This is a genomic window from Parageobacillus sp. KH3-4, assembly GCF_022846435.1.
Taxonomy (GTDB): domain Bacteria; phylum Bacillota; class Bacilli; order Bacillales; family Anoxybacillaceae; genus Parageobacillus; species Parageobacillus thermoglucosidasius_A.
The window spans coordinates 2,120,051-2,143,202 of sequence record NZ_AP025627.1 but is presented as its reverse complement, the minus strand read 5'-3'; the positions used below and the strand labels follow the sequence as shown (position 1 = coordinate 2,143,202).

At 39.8% G+C, this 23,152-nt stretch carries 18 protein-coding genes and 1 pseudogene; all 19 read left to right on the top strand.

Features of this window, described 5'->3' with window-relative positions; genetic code table 11:
- The first annotated feature begins 337 nt into the window (after nucleotides 1-337).
- Entirely contained in the window at nucleotides 338-1,339 is a 1,002-nt protein-coding gene (locus tag MWM02_RS10930) for a substrate-binding domain-containing protein (RefSeq protein ID WP_064553136.1), read from the top strand.
- A gap of 36 nt (nucleotides 1,340-1,375) precedes the next feature.
- A complete protein-coding gene (locus MWM02_RS10925; protein ID WP_244401999.1) occupies nucleotides 1,376-3,175 on the top strand; it encodes a cache domain-containing sensor histidine kinase in 1,800 nt (599 codons plus the stop codon).
- An 11-nt stretch (nucleotides 3,176-3,186) separates the two neighbouring features.
- Complete coding sequence (locus MWM02_RS10920) at nucleotides 3,187-4,407, top strand: response regulator transcription factor (protein ID WP_064553140.1); 1,221 nt, start codon at nucleotides 3,187-3,189, stop codon at nucleotides 4,405-4,407.
- Between the two features lie 201 nt (nucleotides 4,408-4,608).
- The gene (gene chvE, locus MWM02_RS10915) at nucleotides 4,609-5,685 is read left to right on the top strand and encodes a multiple monosaccharide ABC transporter substrate-binding protein (protein WP_064553142.1); all 1,077 of its coding nucleotides are present in this window, start codon (nucleotides 4,609-4,611) and stop codon (nucleotides 5,683-5,685) included.
- A 75-nt stretch (nucleotides 5,686-5,760) separates the two neighbouring features.
- On the top strand, nucleotides 5,761-7,302 hold the full coding sequence (mmsA, locus tag MWM02_RS10910) for a multiple monosaccharide ABC transporter ATP-binding protein (RefSeq protein WP_244401998.1): 1,542 nt from the start codon (nucleotides 5,761-5,763) through the stop codon (nucleotides 7,300-7,302).
- Nucleotide 7,303: 1 nt separating this feature from the next.
- Nucleotides 7,304-8,524, top strand: a complete 1,221-nt coding sequence (mmsB, locus tag MWM02_RS10905; RefSeq protein WP_064553146.1) for a multiple monosaccharide ABC transporter permease — start codon at nucleotides 7,304-7,306, stop codon at nucleotides 8,522-8,524.
- Between the two features lie 138 nt (nucleotides 8,525-8,662).
- Entirely contained in the window at nucleotides 8,663-9,757 is a 1,095-nt protein-coding gene (locus MWM02_RS10900; protein WP_244401997.1) for a GntR family transcriptional regulator, read from the top strand.
- Nucleotides 9,758-9,850: 93 nt separating this feature from the next.
- Nucleotides 9,851-10,537, top strand: coding sequence for an L-ribulose-5-phosphate 4-epimerase (araD, locus tag MWM02_RS10895; protein ID WP_064553150.1), 687 nt, complete (start codon nucleotides 9,851-9,853; stop codon nucleotides 10,535-10,537).
- 15 nt (nucleotides 10,538-10,552) lie between these two features.
- Nucleotides 10,553-12,242 (top strand): annotated as a pseudogene (locus MWM02_RS10890) (ribulokinase).
- A gap of 29 nt (nucleotides 12,243-12,271) precedes the next feature.
- Nucleotides 12,272-13,762 (top strand): L-arabinose isomerase, encoded by a 1,491-nt coding sequence (gene araA / locus MWM02_RS10885; RefSeq protein WP_244401996.1) that lies wholly within the window; start codon nucleotides 12,272-12,274, stop codon nucleotides 13,760-13,762.
- A complete protein-coding gene (locus tag MWM02_RS10880; protein WP_244401995.1) occupies nucleotides 13,737-14,045 on the top strand; it encodes a hypothetical protein in 309 nt (102 codons plus the stop codon). Before araA ends, MWM02_RS10880 begins: the two co-directional genes overlap by 26 nt.
- Before the next feature lie 503 nt (nucleotides 14,046-14,548).
- Complete coding sequence (locus MWM02_RS10875; RefSeq protein WP_244401994.1) at nucleotides 14,549-15,859, top strand: ABC transporter substrate-binding protein; 1,311 nt, start codon at nucleotides 14,549-14,551, stop codon at nucleotides 15,857-15,859.
- Between the two features lie 89 nt (nucleotides 15,860-15,948).
- A complete protein-coding gene (locus MWM02_RS10870; RefSeq protein WP_064553159.1) occupies nucleotides 15,949-16,893 on the top strand; it encodes a carbohydrate ABC transporter permease in 945 nt (314 codons plus the stop codon).
- Nucleotides 16,894-16,896: 3 nt separating this feature from the next.
- Nucleotides 16,897-17,742: a carbohydrate ABC transporter permease gene (locus tag MWM02_RS10865; RefSeq protein ID WP_099458915.1), complete on the top strand. Its 846-nt coding sequence runs from the start codon at nucleotides 16,897-16,899 to the stop codon at nucleotides 17,740-17,742.
- Between the two features lie 26 nt (nucleotides 17,743-17,768).
- The gene (arfA, locus tag MWM02_RS10860; protein WP_275973733.1) at nucleotides 17,769-19,277 is read left to right on the top strand and encodes an arabinosylfuranosidase ArfA; all 1,509 of its coding nucleotides are present in this window, start codon (nucleotides 17,769-17,771) and stop codon (nucleotides 19,275-19,277) included.
- 89 nt (nucleotides 19,278-19,366) lie between these two features.
- Nucleotides 19,367-20,362, top strand: a complete 996-nt coding sequence (locus MWM02_RS10855; RefSeq protein ID WP_244401993.1) for a Gfo/Idh/MocA family protein — start codon at nucleotides 19,367-19,369, stop codon at nucleotides 20,360-20,362.
- Nucleotides 20,320-20,490 carry a hypothetical protein gene (locus MWM02_RS19475; protein WP_346015916.1) on the top strand — a complete coding sequence of 57 codons (171 nt, stop codon included), beginning with the start codon at nucleotides 20,320-20,322 and terminating at the stop codon, nucleotides 20,488-20,490. Before MWM02_RS10855 ends, MWM02_RS19475 begins: the two co-directional genes overlap by 43 nt.
- A gap of 377 nt (nucleotides 20,491-20,867) precedes the next feature.
- Nucleotides 20,868-21,671, top strand: a complete 804-nt coding sequence (locus tag MWM02_RS10845) for an HAD-IIA family hydrolase (RefSeq protein ID WP_244401992.1) — start codon at nucleotides 20,868-20,870, stop codon at nucleotides 21,669-21,671.
- On the top strand, nucleotides 21,668-22,873 hold the full coding sequence (locus MWM02_RS10840) for a sn-glycerol-1-phosphate dehydrogenase (RefSeq protein ID WP_244401991.1): 1,206 nt from the start codon (nucleotides 21,668-21,670) through the stop codon (nucleotides 22,871-22,873). Before MWM02_RS10845 ends, MWM02_RS10840 begins: the two co-directional genes overlap by 4 nt.
- Nucleotides 22,874-23,152: the final 279 nt, after the last annotated feature.

Genomic DNA, 23,152 nt, shown 5'->3' with positions numbered 1-23,152 from the left:
GTTGGTGAAGGTTAGCCGTAGACAAACGTTTACGGCTGATTTTTTTGTACTTAACAAGAGTGATAAAAGAAATTTTCTTGAGAAAGGTTATATATCCTTATTTCGACGTTTGAACCCTCTCTTCAAACATGATACATTGATAATATAATAAATTCATACGAACAAATAAAAAGGTCAGAAAGAGTATAAATACAAATAATAATAGACTGGCATTAGAAACCTGATCTTTTTATACGTACAAATAAACGTTAGCCATATTCCCGAACAGTATAGAGATGGTTTCATTGGATCAGGTTTTCTATCACTTTATGGCGTGTGGAAAAAGGGGGCGATCCAAATGAAAAAATTAGTATTTATTTATGCCGTTTTAATTAGTGCATTTATTCTTTACGTATATCATTACCATCTGGAAATCTCCCGCTTTCGTTCTTTTTACCAACAAGAGAAAGCGCTTCAAGGCAAAGTAGATGAGAAGTATGTGATGGTGACTTTCCAAGCAGGGATGGATTATTGGAAGCGTTGTCAAAAAGGATTTGAAGACGCGGCACAGGCATTAAATGTTTCTGTAGAATATCGCGGAGCTACGCAATACGATGTAAACGAGCAAGTGACCGTGCTGGAACAAGTAATTGCAAAAAAACCGGCGGGCATTGCGATTTCGGCCATCAATCCCACTGCGTTGACGGAAACGATTAACAAGGCGGTAGATAAAGGAATCCCCGTTGTGTTGTTTGACTCTAATGCTTCTGGCAGTAAGGCGTTCTCTTTTTTGGGAACGAATAATTATAACGCAGGAGTAACGGCTGCTCACAAAATGGCTGAACTATTAGGAAAAAGAGGAAAAGTAGCAGTGATTACATTACCCTATCAGCTCAATCATCAAGAACGAACGAAAGGGTTTTTAGAGACTATTCACCAAGAATATCCGCAAATGGAAGTGGTGGCAGTAAAAGATGGGAAAGGAGATTCTCTCGCTTCCAAGGAGGCAGCATTAGAAATACTTAATGAGTATCCCGATGTGGGAGGAATATTTGCAACAGAAGCGAATGGCGGGGTTGGTATCGGTGAGGCGATATTATCATTAAAAAATAAAAAAGTAAAAATCATTAGCTTCGATACTGATAAACGAACATTAGATATGGTGAAACAAGGAACTATATCTGCTACTTTAGCGCAAGGGACTTGGAATATGGGCTACTGGTCGCTACAGTTTTTGTTTCATCTTCACCATCGCTTAACTCCTTCCTTGCAATCAGGTTATCCTTTGCTACCTCCATACGTGGATACCGGAATTACTGTAGTGACGAAAGAAAATGTAGAAGATTTTTATGCGAAGTAAATGGAAGTACATCTGTGAAGAAATGAGTGATGACCATTGAAACGAAGAATCAATTATTTGCGAATAGACAATTTACCGATTCGTTATAAGCTCATTTCTCTTTTATTGGTCATTACTATTTTACCTTCGATTGGATTAGGAAGTTTGATCGGCTGGGCCGTTGACCGTATTATGGAACGGCAAATTAATGAAAATACTTTTCAGCTGATTAATCAAGTAAACAAGACATTAGAGTTTTATGTCAGTAATATGCAGAATATTACGTATTTAGTCGCGTTTAATCCAGATGTAAAAAGATTCCTAGCCGGACAGAAGGGAATACAAGGAATGAATGACGATTATTCCATTCGTCAGTTTTTGCAAGGGCTTACCACATTATATCCAGAAGTGGCAGGAATCCTTGTTGTGAACCGGAACGGCGAATATATCAGTAATGAGATGTATTCCCGTTCTTCTAAGCCGCTTACAGAAGAAACATGGTACCAAGAAGCGGTAAAAAATAAAGGAATTTTTAAAATTATTGGACACCCAATGAATCGGAATGTCATCACACATGCCAACTATACGAACAAGGAAGTGGTTTCCGTCGTGCGTGCTATTTTAAATCCGGGTACACAAGAGGTAGAGGGGGTGGTGCTAATTGATTTAAAACTGAGGGTGATTGCCGAGGCGACGAAAAATGTTCGTTTAGGAAAATGGGGGTATTTGATGGTCATTGATCATCGCGGTGAAAATATTTATATTCCAGCTAAACCGTTCATAAAAGAAATTCCGCGGCAATGGTTTCATGGAGATTTTGGAGCATTTTCGAAAAAAGTCCATGGACAATACCTTCAATTTATTTATCAGCGTTCTCCTTTCACTAACTGGACCACCATCGGGGTGTTTTCCAATCAAGAGTCTGCTTTAGAAATAAAAGAGATTCGTTTTTATGTGACGAGCTTCGTCTTTTTTGTGTGTTTAATCGGCATAGGAGCGTCCTATTATTTGGCGTATTCCATGTCAAGACCAATCAGCCAGTTAATCAGTTTTATGAAAAAGGTGGAAGCAGGCGATTTAACAAGCCGTTATCATGATGATCGAGCGGATGAAATCGGGGTGTTAGGTAGGAATTTTAATCATATGCTTGACCAAATTCAACGCTTTATTTCCCTTGCGGAATGGCAGGAACGACAACGATGGGAAGCGGAATTGCGCAGTTTACAAGCGCAGATTAAACCACATTTTCTTTATAATACGTTAGATACGATTCAGTGGATGGCAAGGAAAAAAGGAGCGGAAGATATAGCAGAAGTAGTAGAAGCATTGTCTAAACTATTCCGTATTGGGTTAAGCAAGGGGAAGGATATCATCTCCTTTGCGGAAGAAATCGAACATGTTCAAAGTTACTTGAGTATTCAAAAAACAAGGTATAAAGACAAATTGCATTATACGTTCGATATTGCTCCAGAGTTACAAAAGTTATTTGTATTGAAATTGGTATTACAACCGATTGTCGAAAATGCGATTTACCACGGCATTAAACAACGGAGAGGGCCTGGGCATATTTGGGTACAAGCTGAAGAGCAGGAAGGACTCCTTCTTATTCGCGTAACGGATGACGGAGTAGGAATGTCGCCGGAAAAGCTGGCTTCTTTGAGAGAAAGCTTATCGATTGATTTTACGTTAGGAGATACCGAAAAGAAAATGAAAAACATCAAAGGGTATGGAATGGTCAACGTGCAAGCGCGGCTGCGGTTAACATTTGGCGACTCCTACGGGTTATGGATTGATAGTAAAGAAGGACAAGGCACGACAGTAACGATTATGCATCCAATTATTAGACATATTACCTAGGAGGAAAAGAAATGTGGAAAGTGCTTATTGCGGATGATGAGGAGATTATTCGTGAAGGGATAAGAGAAACGGTAAACTGGGATAAGTTTCAGATGGAAGTGGTGGCGGAGGCGGAGGACGGAGAAGAGGCGTTGGAACTTGCATTAAAACACGGCATCCATGTATTATTCGTCGATTTAAGCATGCCCATTATGGATGGAATTACATTGATGAAACATATACGACAAAAGCTTCCTGACTGTAGAATGATTGTGGTTACAGGACATGATGAGTTTGCTTACGCGCAGGAGGCGCTTCGTCTGCAGGCTGATGACTATATTTTAAAACCGACCAATCCAGAACAATTACATGAGGTAATAAGCAAAGTGAAGAAAGAATTAGAACGGGAAAGGGAACAAAAAAGATATGTAGAATTACTATCGAGCCAAATTCAGAAAAACCTTCCTCTTCTTCGGCAACAATTTTGTTTGGCATGGGTCGCCGGAGAGATGACAGAGACGGAAATCATGAAGCAATTACAATTGTTGCAACTTCCGTCCTCTTGTCCTAGTCAGGTAGCGATCGTGTATTGGTCAGAATTTTTCGCGAACCAACCTGTTATGAATGAAAGAGATAAACAGCTGTTTTTATTTGCTATCGAAAATATCATTTCAGAATTATTGGATATTTATGAAAAAGTAGTATTTCGGGATCAATTTGGATTAATTGTCTTATGTATCTGGAGCCATGTTACTGAAGAGATGTGGATGCGATTAGAAGAATCCGTCAAAAAATATTTGAACGTGAAAGTAAATATATATACAGAGACAGTGAAGGGAAGCCTTATGCAAGTGGCCGATGCCTACCAGCAATGCAAAACGAAGATTTATAATGAATCACATATTTCTCCCATTGTGCGCCGGGCAAAACAGTATATACAAGAACATTTTTCCGAGCCCGGTTTGACATTAGAGTCTGTTGCCCAGTCTTTAAATGTTTCCCCCGTTTACTTGAGCCGCATCATCAAACAAGAATTAGGCACCTCGTTTGTCAGCTTATTAACCAAAGCACGCATAAAAAAAGCGATCGAACTATTGACTTCTACCGATCTTTCCATTCATGAAATATCTGAACGGGTAGGTTACGACACACAACATTATTTTAGTACAGCCTTTAAAAAAGTGGTAGGAGTTTCACCGAATCAATACCGCAAAGGAGCATCATTGCCGAACAGTATGCGAAAACATCATTGATAAACAGATACATTTTATGACAGAACTATCCTCTAAACAAGGGATAGTTCTTAATTTACGGAAATGAAAACGCTTTAATAAAGTTAATTTTTTATAAAAATAGTTAATATGTTAAAAAGACTATGAATTTTCTTGATGATATAGTGAAAGTGACAATAAAAAATATACGTACAAATTTAATAAAGGGGGATTAAGAAAAGTATGAAGAGATTTTTATCCGCACTGGTGTTATTGACGTTTGTATTTGCCTTATCGGCATGTAGTGGCATAGGAACCAATGGTGAAGATGCCGGATTTGTCGGAATATCGATGCCAACTAAATCATCGGAACGATGGATTCGAGATGGGGAAAGCATGGTAAAAGAGTTTAAGAAACTTGGCTATAAAACCGATTTGCAATATGCCGAGGATGTGGTAGAAAACCAAGTATCTCAGATTGAAAATATGATTACTAAAGGGGTAAATGTGTTAGTTATTGCACCGATTGACGGGGAAGCATTAACAGATGTATTAGAAAAAGCGCATAAACAGGGAATCAAAGTCATTTCCTACGACCGCTTGATTAAAAATAGCAAGTATGTAGACTATTATGCTACTTTCGATAATTTTAAAGTAGGCGTGTTGCAGGGAAAATACATCGAAGAGAAACTCGGTCTTAAAGAAGGAAAAGGGCCATTTAATATTGAGTTGTTTGCTGGATCTCCTGATGATAACAACGCGTATTTCTTCTTTAACGGAGCGATGTCCGTGCTAAAACCTTACATTGATTCCGGAAAGTTAGTGGTGCGAAGTGGACAAACGAAATTTGACCAAGTGGCTACGCTACGCTGGGATGGTGCTACTGCCCAAGCGAGAATGGACAACTTGTTAAGCGCTCATTATACGAATGCGCGAGTAGATGCTGTCTTGTCTCCATATGATGGAATTAGTATCGGGATTATTTCTTCACTTAAAGGGGTAGGATACGGAACTCCTAGCAAACCGATGCCTGTCATTACCGGTCAAGATGCGGAGTTAGCTTCCGTAAAATCGATTATCGCTGGTGAACAAACACAAACGGTATTTAAGGATACAAGACTATTGGCGAAAAAAGCGGTAGAAATGGCCGATGCGGTTCTCAAAGGCAAAAAACCGGAAGTGAACGATACAAAAACATATAACAACGGCGTGAAAGTCGTTCCATCGTATTTATTGGAACCGGTTTCAGTGGATGCTTCCAATTATGAAAAAGTGCTCATCGATAGCGGCTATTATAAAAAAGAAGATCTTTCTAAATAAAGGTGACGGGATATAGTGATAGTTTCTAAATACTATCACTATATCTATTCCTCACTATGGGAGGTGTGAAGGAGCATGTCTGAATTCATCCTGGAAATGAGAGGAATTACCAAAGAGTTCCCCGGTGTGAAAGCGCTTGACAATGTGAATTTAAAGGTAAGAGAAGGGGAAATTCACGCACTTTGCGGAGAAAATGGTGCAGGAAAGTCTACATTAATGAAAGTATTGAGCGGTGTCTATCCTTATGGTACGTATAGCGGGGAGATTTTGTTCAAGGGAAAGGTATGTAAGTTTAAAAATATTAAACAGAGCGAAGAACTAGGAATAGTTATCATTCATCAAGAGTTAGCATTAATTCCTTATTTGTCGATAGCCGAAAACATATTTTTGGGAAATGAGAGAGCGAAAAAAGGAATTATTAATTGGAATGAAACGATTGTCCAAACGAAGGCATTGCTACAAAAAGTGGGATTAGATGAGTCCCCGCACACATTAGTCGGGAATCTTGGAGTCGGTAAGCAGCAATTGGTCGAAATCGCCAAAGCGTTATCTAAAGAAGTAAAATTATTAATTTTAGACGAGCCGACAGCGGCTTTAAATGAGGATGATAGTGAAAATTTATTAAATTTGTTATTAGAATTCAAAAAGCAAGGAATGTCTGCTATTATCATTTCCCATAAGCTAAATGAAATTTCGAAAGTAGCCGACTCGATTACGATTTTACGGGATGGGAAGACGATCGAAACATTGGATATGAAAAAGGACGATGTGACGGAAGACCGCATTATTCGGGGCATGGTTGGGCGTGATTTAACGAACCGGTATCCGGTGCGAGAACCAAAAATTGGTGAAATTATCTTTGAAGTGAAAGACTGGAATGTTTATCATCCTCTTCACTCAGAACGAAAAGTCATTGACAATGTATCTATTTATATCCGCAAGGGGGAAATTGTCGGAATTGCTGGATTGATGGGAGCGGGAAGAACCGAGCTGGCGATGAGTATTTTTGGAAAGTCGTACGGCAGAAAAATTAGTGGAAAAGTGTTCAAAAACGGCTCGGAAATCGATGTTAGCGACGTCAGCAAAGCGATTGCCAACGGGATTGCTTATGTCTCAGAAGACCGCAAAGGAAACGGTCTCATCTTAATGGAAGACATTCGAAAAAACATCACGCTATCTCGATTAGGTAAAATCGCAAAGAAACTGGTTGTTGATGAAAATAAAGAAATCGTAGAAGCGGAACGGTTCCGTGACCAATTGAAAATTAAAACTCCAAGCGTTTTCCAAAAAACAGAAGCATTAAGCGGGGGAAACCAACAAAAAGTAGTGTTAAGCAAATGGATTTTTGCCGAGCCTGATATTCTCATTTTGGATGAACCAACGCGAGGAATCGACGTTGGAGCGAAGTATGAGATTTATACCATTATTCATCAACTAGCGGAAGAAGGAAAAGGCATTTTAATGATTTCGTCCGAATTGCCAGAAATTCTCGGCATGTGCGATCGGATTTATGTAATGAGTGAAGGCAGAATCACAGGGGAAGTAAATAGAGGTGAAGCAACTCAAGAAAAGCTGATGAAATTAATGACAAAAACGGCAGTTAGGAGGGTAATGTAACATGCAAATACCGGCACAGAAAGCAGTTTCACATCGTTCAACGGCAAACGAAAGCAAAATACAGCTTTTGAAACAGATGATGAAAAATAATATGAGAAGTTATGGCATGGTGATTGCACTAGTATTGATTATGCTATTATTCCAAATTTTAACTGGAGGGATTCTGTTAAGGCCATTAAACATCACAAACTTAATCTTGCAAAATAGCTATATTTTAGTATTAGCGATAGGCATGATGTTAGTCATTATTACCGGACATATTGATTTATCGGTAGGATCGGTTGCCGCATTTGTCGGGGCGCTTGCGGGAATTTTAATGGTTCAACATCATGTTCCAATGTTTGTAACAGTTCTGATTTCCTTGCTGCTTGGGGCTTTGATTGGGGCATGGCAAGGGTTTTGGGTTGCTTATGTAAAAATTCCGGCCTTTATTGTTACGCTAGCGGGAATGTTGCTATTTAGAGGATTGACGATGATCATTTTGGAAGGTCAATCGATCGCGCCTTTTCCGAAATCATTTCAAAATATTAGTTCCGGTTTTCTTCCTGACTTGTTCCATGGACAGAATCTCCATATTTTCACTCTCGTCATCGGAGTAATCGCGTCCATACTATTTATAGTGTCTGAAATTAGAAAAAGAAACAATCAGAAAAAATACGGCTTTGCTGTTAGTCCTGCTGCTGTTTTTGGAGTAAAATTAATCGTGATTGCGGCAATCATTATGGTATTTTCTTATGTTCTTGCCACATACGAAGGGATTCCAACAATCTTGGTTATTTTAGCTACGCTCATTATCGCGTACTCATTCGTTGCCAATAAAACCGTAATGGGCCGACATATTTATGCAATTGGCGGAAATGAAAAAGCGGCACAATTATCTGGAATTAAAACCAAACGTGTGACATTTTGGGTGTTTGTCAATATGGGCGTGCTGGCGGCATTGTCTGGTTTGATTTTCGCGGCTCGCTTAAACGCAGCGACACCGAAAGCAGGGAATTTGTTTGAACTTGATGCAATTGCAGCTTGCTTTATCGGTGGAGCGTCTGCCTACGGCGGAGTTGGCACAATTAGTGGAGCGATTATCGGCGGACTTGTAATGGGGGTAATAAACAATGGGATGTCTTTGCTTGGTCTCGGAATTGATTGGCAGCAAGCGATTAAAGGATTAGTATTATTAGCTGCAGTAGCATTTGACATTTATAATAAAAACAAGGCTGCTTAGCCTTCGTATGAGCGGAAATGAAAGGGTCAAGATCAATATTGTCTTGGCCCTTTTTTTGCGATAAATATATACATACGTACAAATAAAAATTGTTATAATAAATTTACTTTAATATTAATTTTTTACTTGAGGTGAACTATGAAAGAGAAAGCAATGCCGAAATATCTGCAGCTAAAACAGGAAATTTTATCTTGGATCCTTTCTGGAAAACTGCATCCAGATGAAAAAATACCGACAGAACACGAAATAGCAAGTCAATTTCAACTAAGCCGCCATACGGTTCGGCAGGCATTGGGCGAATTAGAGAAGGAAGGATGGCTGTATAAAATCCAAGGAAGTGGTACGTTTGTTTCCAGACCAAAACAAAAGGAACAGATTGATAGCAAAACAATAGGAATACTGACAACTTATATTTCCGACTATATTTTTCCACACATCGTCCGTGGGGCAGAAGAAACGCTGCGTGAAAAGGGATATCGTTTATTGCTGGCAAGCACTGACAATAACAAAGAAAGGGAACGAGAACAGTTAGAAACGATGATTACCCAGCCGTTAAACGGATTGATTATTGAACCAACAAAAAGTGCTCAGGGAAACCCGAATCTAGAATATTATTTATCACTTAATAATCTTCATATCCCATATGTGATGATCAATGCCCGGTACTTAGAAGTAAGTTGTCCGTGCGTAAAAATGGACGACGAGGGCGGGGGATTTTTATTAACGGACCATTTAATTCGTTTAGGCCACCAGCGTATTGCCGGGTTTTTCAAAACAGATGACTTGCAAGGAGTGGATCGCTTAAAAGGATTTATTCGTGCGCATCAAGAGCATGGTGTGGCGCTAGCGACCAGTTATCTCATTTCCTATGTGACGGAAGAAAAGGAAACAAAGCCGTTAGAAGCGGCCCGTCTTTTTTTGCAACAATCCCAAGAAGAAAGACCGACGGCGTTTGTCTGTTATAACGATGAATTGGCCATTAAATTGTTAGATGTTATCCGGCAACAAGGATTGTCCGTGCCGGAAGATATTTCTGTAGTAGGATTTGACGATTCTACGTTTGCCACGGCGACAGAAGTAAAATTAACGACCATTCGCCATCCAAAAGCGGAAATGGGAGCGAAAGCAGCAGAAATGTTAATCCAAATGATTGAACAGCAAACAGGGGAGAGAATAAATGATGTCATTTATAAACCTGAATTAGTTGTTAGGGAATCTACAAGGAAAGTGTAAAAAATGTCTGAATAACACAAAAAAGTTATGGAAAAATTGTACGTACAAAATTATAATGGAGGTGAGGAAATCTTTTTATAGGGAGTGGAGGAAATGCTTGAGGAACTAAAACAGACAGTTTTGGCAGCGAATTTGCAGCTTCCTAAATATCGGCTGGTGACATTTACATGGGGAAATGTTAGCGGAATTGACCGGGAGCGAGGGCTTGTTGTCATAAAACCAAGCGGGGTAGAGTATGACAAGTTAACAGCAGATGATATGGTTGTTGTTGATTTGGAAGGAAATGTAATCGAGGGGCATTTGAAACCGTCTTCAGACACCCCGACGCATCTATTGCTGTATAAAGAATTCCCAGCGATCGGAGGAATTGTGCATACACATTCTCCTTGGGCGACCATTTGGGCGCAATCCGGGAAAGGAATACCTGCATTAGGGACGACTCACGCGGATTATTTTTATGGCGAAATTCCTTGCACACGTAAAATGACAGATGAGGAAATTAAAGGGGCCTACGAGTGGGAGACAGGAAAAGTGATTGCCGAAACGTTCCGTTTCATTGATCCGCTGCAAATACCGGGGGTATTGGTACATGGCCATGGCCCGTTTGCTTGGGGCAAGGATGCTTTTAACGCGGTGCATAATGCCGTTGTTTTAGAAGAGGTGGCTAAAATGGCGGCAAGAACTTACATCCTTAATCCTGAAGTGCAGCCTATTAGCCAATCCCTGTTAGACCGGCATTACCTTAGAAAACATGGAGCCAATGCTTATTACGGACAATAAAGGGGAGAAATTGCAATGGGGAAAAAATATGTGATTGGTATTGATTATGGAACAGAGTCAGGCCGTGCCGTACTTGTCGATTTGGAAGGAAACGAAATCGCTGATCATGTCACTCCGTATCCTCACGGAGTCATTGATGAAGTGCTTCCGGAATCCAATGTAAAATTGGAGCCGGATTGGGCATTGCAGCATCCGGGAGATTATATCGAAGTGTTAGCGACTGCAGTTCCATCTGTATTGAAAAAGTCGGGAGTTAATCCTGCTGATGTAATTGGAATTGGGATTGATTTCACTGCTTGTACAATGCTTCCGGTTGACGCTTCGGGCGAACCTCTTTGTTTTCGGGAAGATTTGAAAAATCATCCACACAGCTGGGTGAAGTTATGGAAACATCATGCTGCACAAGATGAGGCGAATTTAATTAATGAAATCGCCGCAAAAAGAGGCGAAGCGTTTTTGCCACGATATGGCGGCAAAATTTCATCTGAATGGATGATTGCGAAAATTTGGCAAATTCTAAATGAGGCGCCGGAGATTTACGAGAAAACAGATCTTTTCCTTGAGGCTGCTGATTGGGTCGTATTTAAAATGACGGGTAATATTGTTCGCAACAGTTGTACTGCTGGTTATAAGTCGATTTGGCATAAGCAAGAAGGCTATCCAAGCAAAGAATTCTTCCGGGCGTTAGATCCGCGTTTGGAAAATTTAACAGACACAAAATTGCGCGGTGACATTGTGCCTCTTGGTACAAAAGCAGGCGTACTTACGGAAGAAATGGCAGCGATGATGGGGCTACTGCCTGGAACAGCCGTTGCTGTAGGAAATGTAGATGCACACGCGGCCGTGCCCGGAGTAGGAGTGGTAGAGCCAGGAAAATTAGTGATGGCGATGGGAACGTCGATTTGCCACATGCTGTTAGGAACTGAAGAAAAGTATGTGGAAGGAATGTGCGGCGTCGTTGAAGACGGGATTATTCCAGGATATTTTGGATATGAAGCAGGTCAATCGGCGGTTGGGGATATTTTTGCTTGGTATGTGGAACAAGGCGTTCCTGCCTGCGTGAAAGAAGCAGCTGAAAAAGAAGGAGTAAGCGTTCATCAATGGTTGGAAAAAAAAGCTGCTGCGTATAAGCCAGGAGAAACAGGATTGCTTGCGCTGGATTGGTGGAACGGCAACCGTTCTGTATTAGTTGATACAGATTTGACAGGGTTAATCGTTGGGTACACGTTACTAACAAAACCGGAAGAAATTTACCGGGCATTACTCGAAGCAACTGCATTTGGGACTCGGAAAATTATCGATGCTTTTGTTGAAAGCGGTGTCAAGGTTGACGAATTATACGCTTGCGGCGGGTTGCCACAAAAAAATAAATTATTGATGCAAATTTATGCGGATGTGACGAATCGTGAAATTAAAGTAGCAGCTTCTAAGCAAACTCCTGCTGTTGGTGCGGCAATGTTCGCCGCTGTGGCAGCTGGAAAAGAGAACGGAGGATATGAATCAATTGTGGAAGCCGCCAAAAAAAATGGGAAAAGTCCGTGATGAAACATTTAAGCCGATACCAGAAAACGCAGTGATTTATGAACAATTATATCAAGAATACACAAAATTACATGATTATTTTGGACGCGGAGAAAATGATGTTATGAAACGGCTCAAATTTATTAAAGAGAATGCCAAATCGAAAGAATCACTAAACGCCTAATTAATTGTGAATGATGAGGAGGAACCATGATGTTACAACTGCGACCATATGAATTTTGGTTTGTGACCGGAAGCCAACACTTATACGGGGAAGAAACATTGAAACAAGTAGAGAAACATTCTAGAGTCATTGTGGAAGGATTAAATCGCGATTCTATTATTCCGTTTAAACTAGTTTTTAAACCAGTTGTAACAACTCCTGAGGGGATTCGGAAACTTTGTATAGAAGCCAACGCGAATGATGAATGTGCAGGAATCATTACATGGATGCATACGTTTTCTCCTGCAAAAATGTGGATCGGAGGTCTTTCCGAATTAAGAAAACCGTTATTGCATCTTCATACGCAATTTAATCGTGATATTCCATGGGACAGCATTGATATGGATTTTATGAATCTGAACCAGTCTGCTCATGGTGACAGAGAATACGGCTTTATCGGGGCCAGAATGGGGATTGCCCGGAAAGTGGTAGTCGGTCATTGGGAAGATCCAGATGTTCGTGAGCGGCTTGGAAGATGGATGCGTACTGCTGTTGCTTTTACCGAAAGCCGAAATTTAAAAGTGGCTCGTTTTGGAGACAATATGCGAGAAGTGGCCGTTACGGAAGGAGACAAAGTAGAGGCGCAAATTAAGTTTGGCTGGTCAGTGAATGGTTATGGAATCGGAGATTTGGTGCAATATATAAAAGATGTACCAGAACAAAAAGTAAACGAACTTTTCGATGAATATGCAGAATTGTACGATATTGTTCCAGAAGGTTTTCATGAAGGTCCAGTACGCGAATCGATTCGTGAACAAGCCCGGATTGAACTTGGATTGAAAGCATTTTTAGAAGAAAGGAATTTTACAGCGTTTACGACTACGTTTGAGGATTTGCACGGAATGAAGCAGCTTCCTGGGCTAGCGGTACAGCGGTTAATGGCGGAAGGATACGGATTTGGCGGAGAAGGAGATTGGAAGACTGCCGCGCTTGTCCGTGTCATGAAGATTATGGCGGACGGAAAAGGGACGTCGTTTATGGAAGATTATACGTACCATTTTGAACATGGAAATGAAATGATCCTTGGTGCTCATATGCTCGAAGTATGCCCAACGATTGCGGCAACACGACCAAGAATCGAAGTTCATCCTCTTTCTATTGGCGGAAAAGAAGATCCGGCTCGTCTCGTTTTTGATGGAGGCGCAGGTGAGGCCGTTAATGCTTCACTAATTGATTTAGGGCATCGCTTCCGTCTTGTCGTAAATGAAGTGGATGCAGTAAAAACAGAAAAAGAAATGCCGAAACTTCCAGTAGCAAGAATTTTGTGGAAACCGCGCCCATCGCTTCGCGATTCGGCAGAAGCGTGGATTTTGGCAGGAGGCGCTCATCATACTTGCTTCTCTTTCGCAGTTACAACAGAACAGTTGCAAGATTGGGCAGAAATGGTTGGTATTGAATGTGTAGTAATTAATGAGAATACCTCTCCGCACTCGATTCGCAACGAGTTAAGATGGAATGAAATGGTATGGAGAAATCGATAAAAATAGAAAACATACGAAGACATGGACAATATCATTTTTATCCATGTCTTTTCTTTTTATATATGAAGGTCTTGAAGAGACGGCATCTGCCGACGGAGGGAAATGCCATTTCATACAATCATCACGACAGATCTGGCACCAATCTTGCCCTTTGGCAGAAGTTGATGCTCACCCTGCTATTAACCTTAATGTGGTTGGAAGAAGTGAATTTCAGTCGATCGATGTTGCGAGAATAACCGATAGTAAGAGAAAAGGGGAAGTACAGTATAAGGTATTTGCATAAAGAAAGAAATAGAATATTTTTAAAAAATAAAAAATTCAAAATTTTTTGTTGAAAAAAACACAATAAATGTTAAAATTTAATTAGTATTATACGTACAATTATAAAAAACAAACAAATAAATATATAAATTGTTATGACAATTTTTTCATTGTTTTTATTTGTTTGTACAATATGATTTCTTAACCATTGTAAATGGTTAAGTGATTTTATAGAAGCTATGGTAACATCCACTAACTGATTTCGGAATTGAGAAGTTTATGAAGGGCTGGGGAAAAATAAAAAGCTATTGCAATAAGGACGAGAGACAACATCTTTATGGGGCAGCTCTCAGCCTATCTGAATAAAAAGAAAATCCTCTTTTATACAGATGCCCCCACTTATTATAAGGTTGATATATTGATATACAGGGGTTATTCATTGCTGAGAAAGGAGGGGATTGAACATTTTTATTTAAGCGTTTTCATATTTGCTATAAAACGATTATTTTAAAAGGGGATGGGAATATGAAGAGGCTTATGATGCTGCTATTTACATTGACAATGGCAATGTCCTTACTGTTAAGTGGATGTTCCAGTGAAGCGAGTGACCCCGGGCAATCCGAAAAAAGCTCTGATGGGGATGTTAAATTAACTCTTTGGACATTTGTTGAGCAACATGCTAAATTCTACAAATACATGGCTGATGAATGGAACAAACAGCATCCCGACAAAAAAATTGAATTGCAAGCTACTACTTATCCTTACGACGATATGCATAATAAGTTACTATTATCCTTGCAGTCTGGAGTTGGGGCGCCAGATATTGCAGATATTGAAATTTCCCGTTTTTCTAACTTTTTGAAAGGGAAACCCCAACTGGTAGAATTAAATGATATTGTGGAACCAGTTAAGGACAAAATTGTTCAATCTAGATTAAACATCTATTCAAAAGACGGAAAATATTACGGCATCGATTTTCATGTAGGCGCTACCGTTATTTACTATAATAAAGAATTATTAGGTAAGGCCGGTGTAGATCCTGATAAAATTATAACATGGGAAGATTTCGAAGAAGCAGGCAAAAAAGTAGTTAGCGCAACAGGGAAGCCGATGATTACTATTGAAACTAACGATTTATGGAGCTACTGGCCTTTAATAGTACAGCAAGGTTCTGATTTCTATGGCAAAGATGGCAGTGTTACTTTAGACAATGAAATTAATGTAAAGACGTTAGAGTTTTTAAAACAGCTATTAGACGAAAAGATTGCTAAAGCAGCTCCTGGAGGAGGTCATCACAACGAAGAATATTATGGCTTTATGAACAAAGGAGGAGCTGCATCCGTTGTAATGCCAATGTGGTATATGGGAAGATTCACAGATTATATGCCTGATCTAAAAGGAAAAATGATTATTCGCCCTATGCCCCGTTGGACAGCTGATGGTAATCGTTCCGCTGGTATGGGCGGGACTGGAACGGCTATTACGAATCAATGCAAAAATGTGAAGCTCGCCAAGGAATTTTTAGCATTTGCGAAGCTGTCTAAAGAAGGAAATATTCAAATTTGGAAACAGCTTGGATTTGATCCAATACGTTGGGATGTTTGGGATGATCCTGCATTAAAAGAGCCGAATAAATATACTGAATATTTCGATAAAGATATTTTTAATATCCTAATGAGTGTGAAAAACGAGATTGACTCACCGGCAATTACAGAAAATACCCCGAAGATGAATCAACTTGTCGTGCAATCCGTGCTTTACAAGGTGTTAAAGGAAGGTAGTCAGTCGCCTAAGCAGGCGCTAAAGAACGTGGCAAAAGAGATGAAAAAGCAATAATGTTCGAGACGGTAAGGAAGGTTCTAACGACACGTAGTCGTTTGGATCTTCCCCAATCACCCATTTACTCGGTATAAGGGGGGAGTATGATGGAGAATTATCATTTGAATTATTCCATGAATACGCAACCAGTGCCCCAAAAGACAAAAAAAAGCAGGAATATTTTATTTTCTCAAAAAGTAGCTCCATATATTTTTGTATCTCCGTTTATTATCTCGTTTTTAGTCTTTTTTCTTTATCCTTCTATTTCGACAATTATCATGAGTTTTCAAGAGGTTTTGCCTGGTGAGACAAAGTTTATCGGATTGCAGAATTATAAGAAGCTATTAAATCCGCATTTTTACGCGGCGTTGCGCAATACAACAATTTATACCATTTGGACTTTAGTAATTCTGATTCCACTGCCTCTAGTATTAGCTGTAATATTAAACTCCAAAGTTATACCGGGGCGCAACTTTTTTCGTTCTGCCTATTTTATACCAGCGTTAACGTCTACTATTGTGGTTGGCGTAATATTCCGGTTGATCTTCGGGGAATTGGAGTCCTCTCCAGCAAACATGTTAATGAAAGCATTAGGGCTACACGCTCAACAATGGACAATGCATTGGGGAACAGGGATGTTTTTGATGGTATTTTTAGCATCTTGGAAGTGGCTAGGTGTTAACATTTTATATTTTCTTTCAGGATTACAAAATATACCGAAGGAGCTTTATGAGTCGGCCGAAATGGATGGAGCAGGGGTGTTTACAAAATTTTTTAGGATTACACTTCCGCTTTTGAAACCAGTGACAATTTATGTGTTAACCATCAGTATTTTTGGTGGATTCCGCATGTATGAGGAAAGTTTTGTATTTTGGCAAAACCAGTCTCCTGGCGATATCGGCCTTACCTTGGTAGGTTATATTTACCAGGAAGGGTTTATGAACAATGATATGGGGTTTGGCTCTGCCATTGGGATTGTATTGTTGGCGATTGTATTAGTTATTAACTTGATTCAGCTTAAGTTTACAGGAGCGTTTAAAAAGGAGGGGTAAACAATGGAATCAATGGCAAGACCAAATCCGGTCGTAAAGATCATCCTTGTATTAATGCTACTTTTTATTGCTGTTATTGCATTATTTCCTTTCTTTGCTCTTTTATTAGCATCATTTAAACCATCTACTGAATTATTGCGATATGGTTTAAACCTCAAGCTGCAAGCGCATTTATTATCGTTTAAAAATTATATTTACCTTTTTCAAGAAGGAGCTAAATATCTTATTTGGTATAAAAATAGCTTAGTAATTACGATAATAGGAACTATATTATCGCTGTTCTTCTCTTCAATGGTTGGATACGCATTAGCAGTTTATGATTTTAAAGGTAAGAATGTTGTTTTTATTCTTGTCTTGGCTGTGATGATGATTCCTATGGAGATTTTAATGTTACCATTATACAAGCTAATGGTCTCTTTTAAAATGATTAATACGTATTGGGGAGTAATTGTCCCCATTATGGTGGCCCCAGTAGCAATATTCTTCTTTCGTCAATATGCTTTAGGATTGCCGAAGGAATTGTTGGATGCCGCTAGAATCGACGGATGTTCTGAATTTAAGATTTTTTTTAATATTATGGTTCCATTAATGAAACCTGCTTTCGGAGCAATGGCGATTTTACAAGCGATGGGTTACTGGAATAGCTTTTTATGGCCAACCGTTATCCTTCGCACAGAAGATATGTTCACTTTACCGATTGGTTTATCGGGATTATTGACTCCTTACGGAAATAACTACGATATTTTAATTTCAGGATCTTTGTTAACTATTCTTCCAATTATTATTTTATTTATTTTCTTCCAGCGCTATTTTATTTCAGGTTTAACCGTTGGAGGGGTAAAAGGATAATATTATTAAGCGAAAGGATGAAAACCGTGAACACAAAAAAAGCCAAAATGATCGTCGAAAAAGATTTCAGAATTGCGGAAATTGATAAGCGGATTTATGGTTCATTTATAGAACATCTTGGCCGGGCGGTATATGGAGGAATTTACGAACCAGGTCATCCACAAGCTGACGAAAGAGGGTTTCGAAGAGATGTTATCGAATTGGTAAAAGAGCTGCAGGTTCCATTAATTCGTTATCCAGGAGGAAACTTTGTTTCCGGGTATAACTGGGAAGACGGGGTAGGTCCGAAAGAACAGCGGCCGCGGCGTTTGGAGTTGGCGTGGAAATCAATTGAAACAAATGAAATCGGTGTCAATGAATTCGTAGAGTGGGCGAAGCTTGTCAATGCTGAAGTAAATATGGCGGTTAACTTAGGAACACGCGGCATTGACGCTGCCCGCAATTTAGTCGAATATTGCAACCATCCATCAGGTTCGTATTATAGTGATTTGCGTATTTCCCACGGCTACAAAGAACCGCATAAGATTAAAACATGGTGTTTAGGAAATGAAATGGACGGCCCATGGCAAATCGGCCATAAGACTGCGGTAGAATATGGGCGCATTGCCTGCGAAGCGGCAAAGGTCATGAAATGGGTCGATCCAACTATTGAGCTTGTCGTTTGTGGAAGTTCCCACCGCAACATGCCAACCTTTGCGGAATGGGAAGCAACCGTTCTTGATCATACGTATGAGCATGTAGAATACATTTCGTTACATCAATATTATGGAAATCGTGATAATGATACAGCGAATTATCTGGCTCTCACATTAGAAATGGACGATTTTATCCGTTCCGTGGCGGCAATTGCAGATTATATTAAAGCGAAAAAGCGCAGTAAAAAAACACTTTATCTTTCTTTTGATGAGTGGAATGTCTGGTACCACTCTAACGAAGCGGATAAGTTAATCGAACCTTGGACGATTGCCCCTCCTTTATTAGAAGATATTTATAACTTTGAAGATGCATTATTGGTTGGATGCATGTTGATTACATTGATGAAACATGCCGATCGTGTGAAAATTGCTTGTTTAGCGCAGTTGGTGAACGTAATTGCACCGATCATGACAGAGAAAAATGGCCCAGCTTGGAAACAAACGATTTACTATCCATTTATGCATGCATCTGTGTATGGCAGAGGTGTAGCCTTACATCCAGTTATCTCTAGCCCGAAATATGACAGCAAAGACTTTACCGATGTTCCTTATTTGGAAGCCATCGCTGTTTATAATGAAGAAAACGAGGAACTTACGATTTTTGCAGTCAACCGTGATTTGGAAGATCCGTTGTTGCTAGAGTGCGATATTCGTAATTTCGATGGGTACCAAGTTATCGAACATATTATTTTAGAGCATGAGAATGTAAAACAAACAAATTCGGCAACCCATTCCCCTGTTGTTCCTCACAACAATGGAAATGCCCATCTATCAGATGGAAAAGTGGTAGCCCAGTTGCCAAAACTATCGTGGAATGTGATTCGTTTGGCTAAGAAATAAGCGGAAGCAGGCTGGTCTAATTAAGTTGTAAATGGGACCAGCCTATCCCTTTGATGTAAATATAAGATGAATAAAAAGGAGAAAAATTTATGGAACAAAAGGTTCGTTGGGGAATATTAAGTACAGCTGCTATTGCTAGAGAAACGGTGATTCCGGCTATTCAACGCGCTAACAATGCAGAAGTGGTGGCAATTGCTAGCAGTAGCGGAAAAGCAAGTAGTATCGCCAAAGAATTAGGAATTCCTGTTTCATATGAGAGCTATGACCAGTTGTTAGATGATCCAAATGTTGATGCTGTTTACATACCGCTTCCTAACAGCATGCATGTGGAGTGGACGATTAAAGCAGCAATTAAACAAAAACACGTTCTTTGCGAAAAGCCAGCTGCGTTGTGTGAAGCGGATGTAAGAAAAATGGTCGAAGCATGTAAACAAAATAACGTGTTTTTTATGGAAGCGTTTATGTATCAGTTTCACCCTCAGCATCAGAGAGTGAAAGACATTATTTCCTCAGGGGAAATAGGGGATATCAAATGCATGCGCGCCAGTTTTTCGTTCTATCTTCGCGATCGGGAGACCAACATTAGAATGAACGCACAGCTGGGCGGAGGAAGTTTATTTGACGTAGGATGTTATTGTGTCCATTCGATTCGCAATTTATTAGATTCAGAGCCTGTGGAATTGTTTGTTCAATCTAATTATGATGAACATCACTCTGTTGATATGACAACTAGCGGATGGATGAAAATGAAAAACGGAGTTCATGCATTGTTCGATTGTAGTTTTGAAATGTTTCCGCAAAATAAATATGAAATAATTGGAACAAAGGGAAAAATAGAAGCGTCACGAGCATACCGTCCAGATGTACATGGGGGAAATGGAATTATTACCGTTACGACCGATAGTGGAGAAAGTCGGAAAGAAGTCGTTTGCGGCGACCAGTACGTATTAGAGATGGAACATGCTTCCCGTTGCATTCTTGAAGGTGAAGAACCGTTTTATTCAATTGACAATATGATTCAACAGGCGCGGGTGTTGGAAGCATGCTATACATCTGTGAAAACGGGAAATGTTATACGATTTTAGGCATTCTCATCATGCTGATGAAAATACAAAGCCTTCCTGATTGGTTTGAAAAAGAGGGGGAGCAGATGCAAGTCATTCAAGAAAAATGGGCAGAAATCAAGCAGCAGCCGGTATATCTTTCACACTGATCAATGATTATGGAATCGAAGTTACCTGTATGAATTACGGCTGCATTATTACGAAAATCATTGCTTCCTGACAAAGATGGAAACTATGAAAATGCAGTGTTAGGCTTTGACCGTTTTGCCCGGTACTTAACGCATTCCCCTATTTTGGTGCAGTAATTGGACGAGTGGATTGGTGAATTCAGGAAGAAAAGCGTTGAATTAGACGGGTATACCGGTTGCGTAATAACCATTTAACATGGCGGAATCAAAGGATTTCATCATGTATTTTTGTATTACAGGCAATAAGAACTATTCATCGGTAACCAAGTACAAATTGGTGTTTTGAAATCATAAATATAGTCACAAAAGTTTCTTTCGGAAGGGGCAAAGGAGAACAGATGTTACAAGAAATTGAGGCGGTTCTTATTGACTTGGATGGTACTATTTTTCAAGGAGGGAGATTGATTCCTAAAGCAGACGATGCGGTTGCGTACTTGCGCTCTCTTGGTAAGCGAATCGCGTTTGTTAGTAATCGTGGCAACATATCACAGAGAATGTGCTACGAGTGGCTAAAGAAATGGAGAATTAGTGTACGGAAAGAAGAAATTATTTTGTCGTCTACAGTTACGGCAGAATTTCTGTACGTACATTATCCGTTTTGCAAAGTATGGACATTAGGAGATTATGGATTGCAGGAAGAGCTTCAACGTTATCATGTTCGATTGGCAAAAAAACCGGAAGAAGCGGATTTTCTGGTTATAACACTACATGAAACAATGACATACGATGATTTAAATTTAGCGTTTCAAGCTGTGCAGCACGGAGCGAGAATCATTGCGACACATGCAGATAAAACATTTCCGAATGAGAATGGAAATGCCATAGATGTGGTAGGAATGATTGGAGCGATTGAAGCAACAACAGGACGAAAAGCGGAACTTATTTTAGGTAAACCTTCTTGTTTTATGGTGGAAGCTGCTTTACGTTATTTGCAAGTAAGCCCGCCAAAGTGCCTGATTATTGGCGACAGTATTGAAACGGATATTCGGATGGGGCGTATGCATGGAATGAAAACAGCACTTGTCTTGACGGGAAATACAAAGAAAAAACATCTCGATTCGTTATTAGAGAAGGAGCTCCCCGACTATATTATTGATTCGATTTATGATATCGTTCGATTTGGGAAGGAGGCAGTGCAATGAATCGAACATTAATAGAAATTAAGGCTCTTTCTAAACAATGTCACTGTGGGAACGACCATAATGACATCCCAATTGAAACAATTATGATCAGCGATGATGCTTTACAACAAGCAGTTATATACTTGCAAAGAAAAAAATATCAAACAGTTGCTTTAATTGTGGATCAACATACATTTGAAGCAGCCGGACGACAGCTGAGCGCATTATTGCAAGGTGAACCAATTCATCATACTACTTGTTTCATTCAGCCAGATGAAAATGGTGATGTTATAGCAGATGAAGCGTCCATTGTACAAGCGCTTTTGGAGATTCCTCATGATGTTGATGCAATATTAGCGGTTGGATCTGGAACGATTCATGATATTACACGCTTTTGCAGCTATAAAATAAAAGTTCCGTTTATTTCTGTGCCAACAGCTCCATCTGTCGACGGTTTTACCTCTATGGGCGCGCCGTTAATTATCCGAGGAGTAAAAAAGACTATTCAAGCACAGGCGCCTATTGCTGTATTTGCGGATGTTAATGTATTAAAGCAGGCGCCTAAACGGATGATCGCAGCAGGATTTGGGGATATGATAGCCAAATACACTTCGCTTATTGATTGGCGTTTTGGCCATCTTGTTGCTGGTGAACCATATTGTCCCCTTGTTGACAAGATTACTCAAGAGTCGTTGCAGGAGTGCGTCAACAATATCGAGAAAATCGCTGCTGCGGAAGAAGAAGGAGTGCAGATTTTAATGAACGCGCTTCTTCAATCGGGAATAGCGATGCTGATAATGGGACAATCATATCCAGCATCTGGTGGAGAACACCATCTATCTCATTATTGGGAAATGGAATTTTTGCGAAAGAAAAAGCCACAAGTGCTTCATGGGGCTAAAGTAGGGGTTTCCACATCATTAATTGCTGAAGTATATACTAATCATTTTTTAATCCTCTTAAATGATTTAAGCGAAAATAACGCATTATTAGGCAACAAGACTATAGAACTGTTGGAGAGAAACAGACAGAAAATAAAAGAATGGTTTCAATCGCTGCCGTCTCCATCGGAACTGCGCTCAATGATGGAAAGAGTAGAAGGCGCTTGCACTCCAGAACAACTTGGGATCGATCAAGAATTGGTTGATAGAGGCCTTAAAGAAGCATATCATTTGCGTGATAGATTTACTATATTACGTTTTCTAAATGAATTTGTTAAATAGTGAAGCTCTAAGAGAATCGCCACATGAAACGGAGAGAAGATTTTAAAATCCTGCTACGGCAGGCTATTATGAAGAAGCAAAATATTTACAGCATGTTCCAAAGTACTGAGAAAGATGTATGCCTTCCGGAAAAGAAACGATTAAACGGGATTTTGCTGATATAGAGAAGAAGCATGGTCTACGCTGTACTCATTACCGGAGATTGTAAAAATCAGGCGCGAGTGGTGTGCGTCGGTGCCGCCATGAATTTGAAAAAAATGACGAGTTGCCTATGGAAGA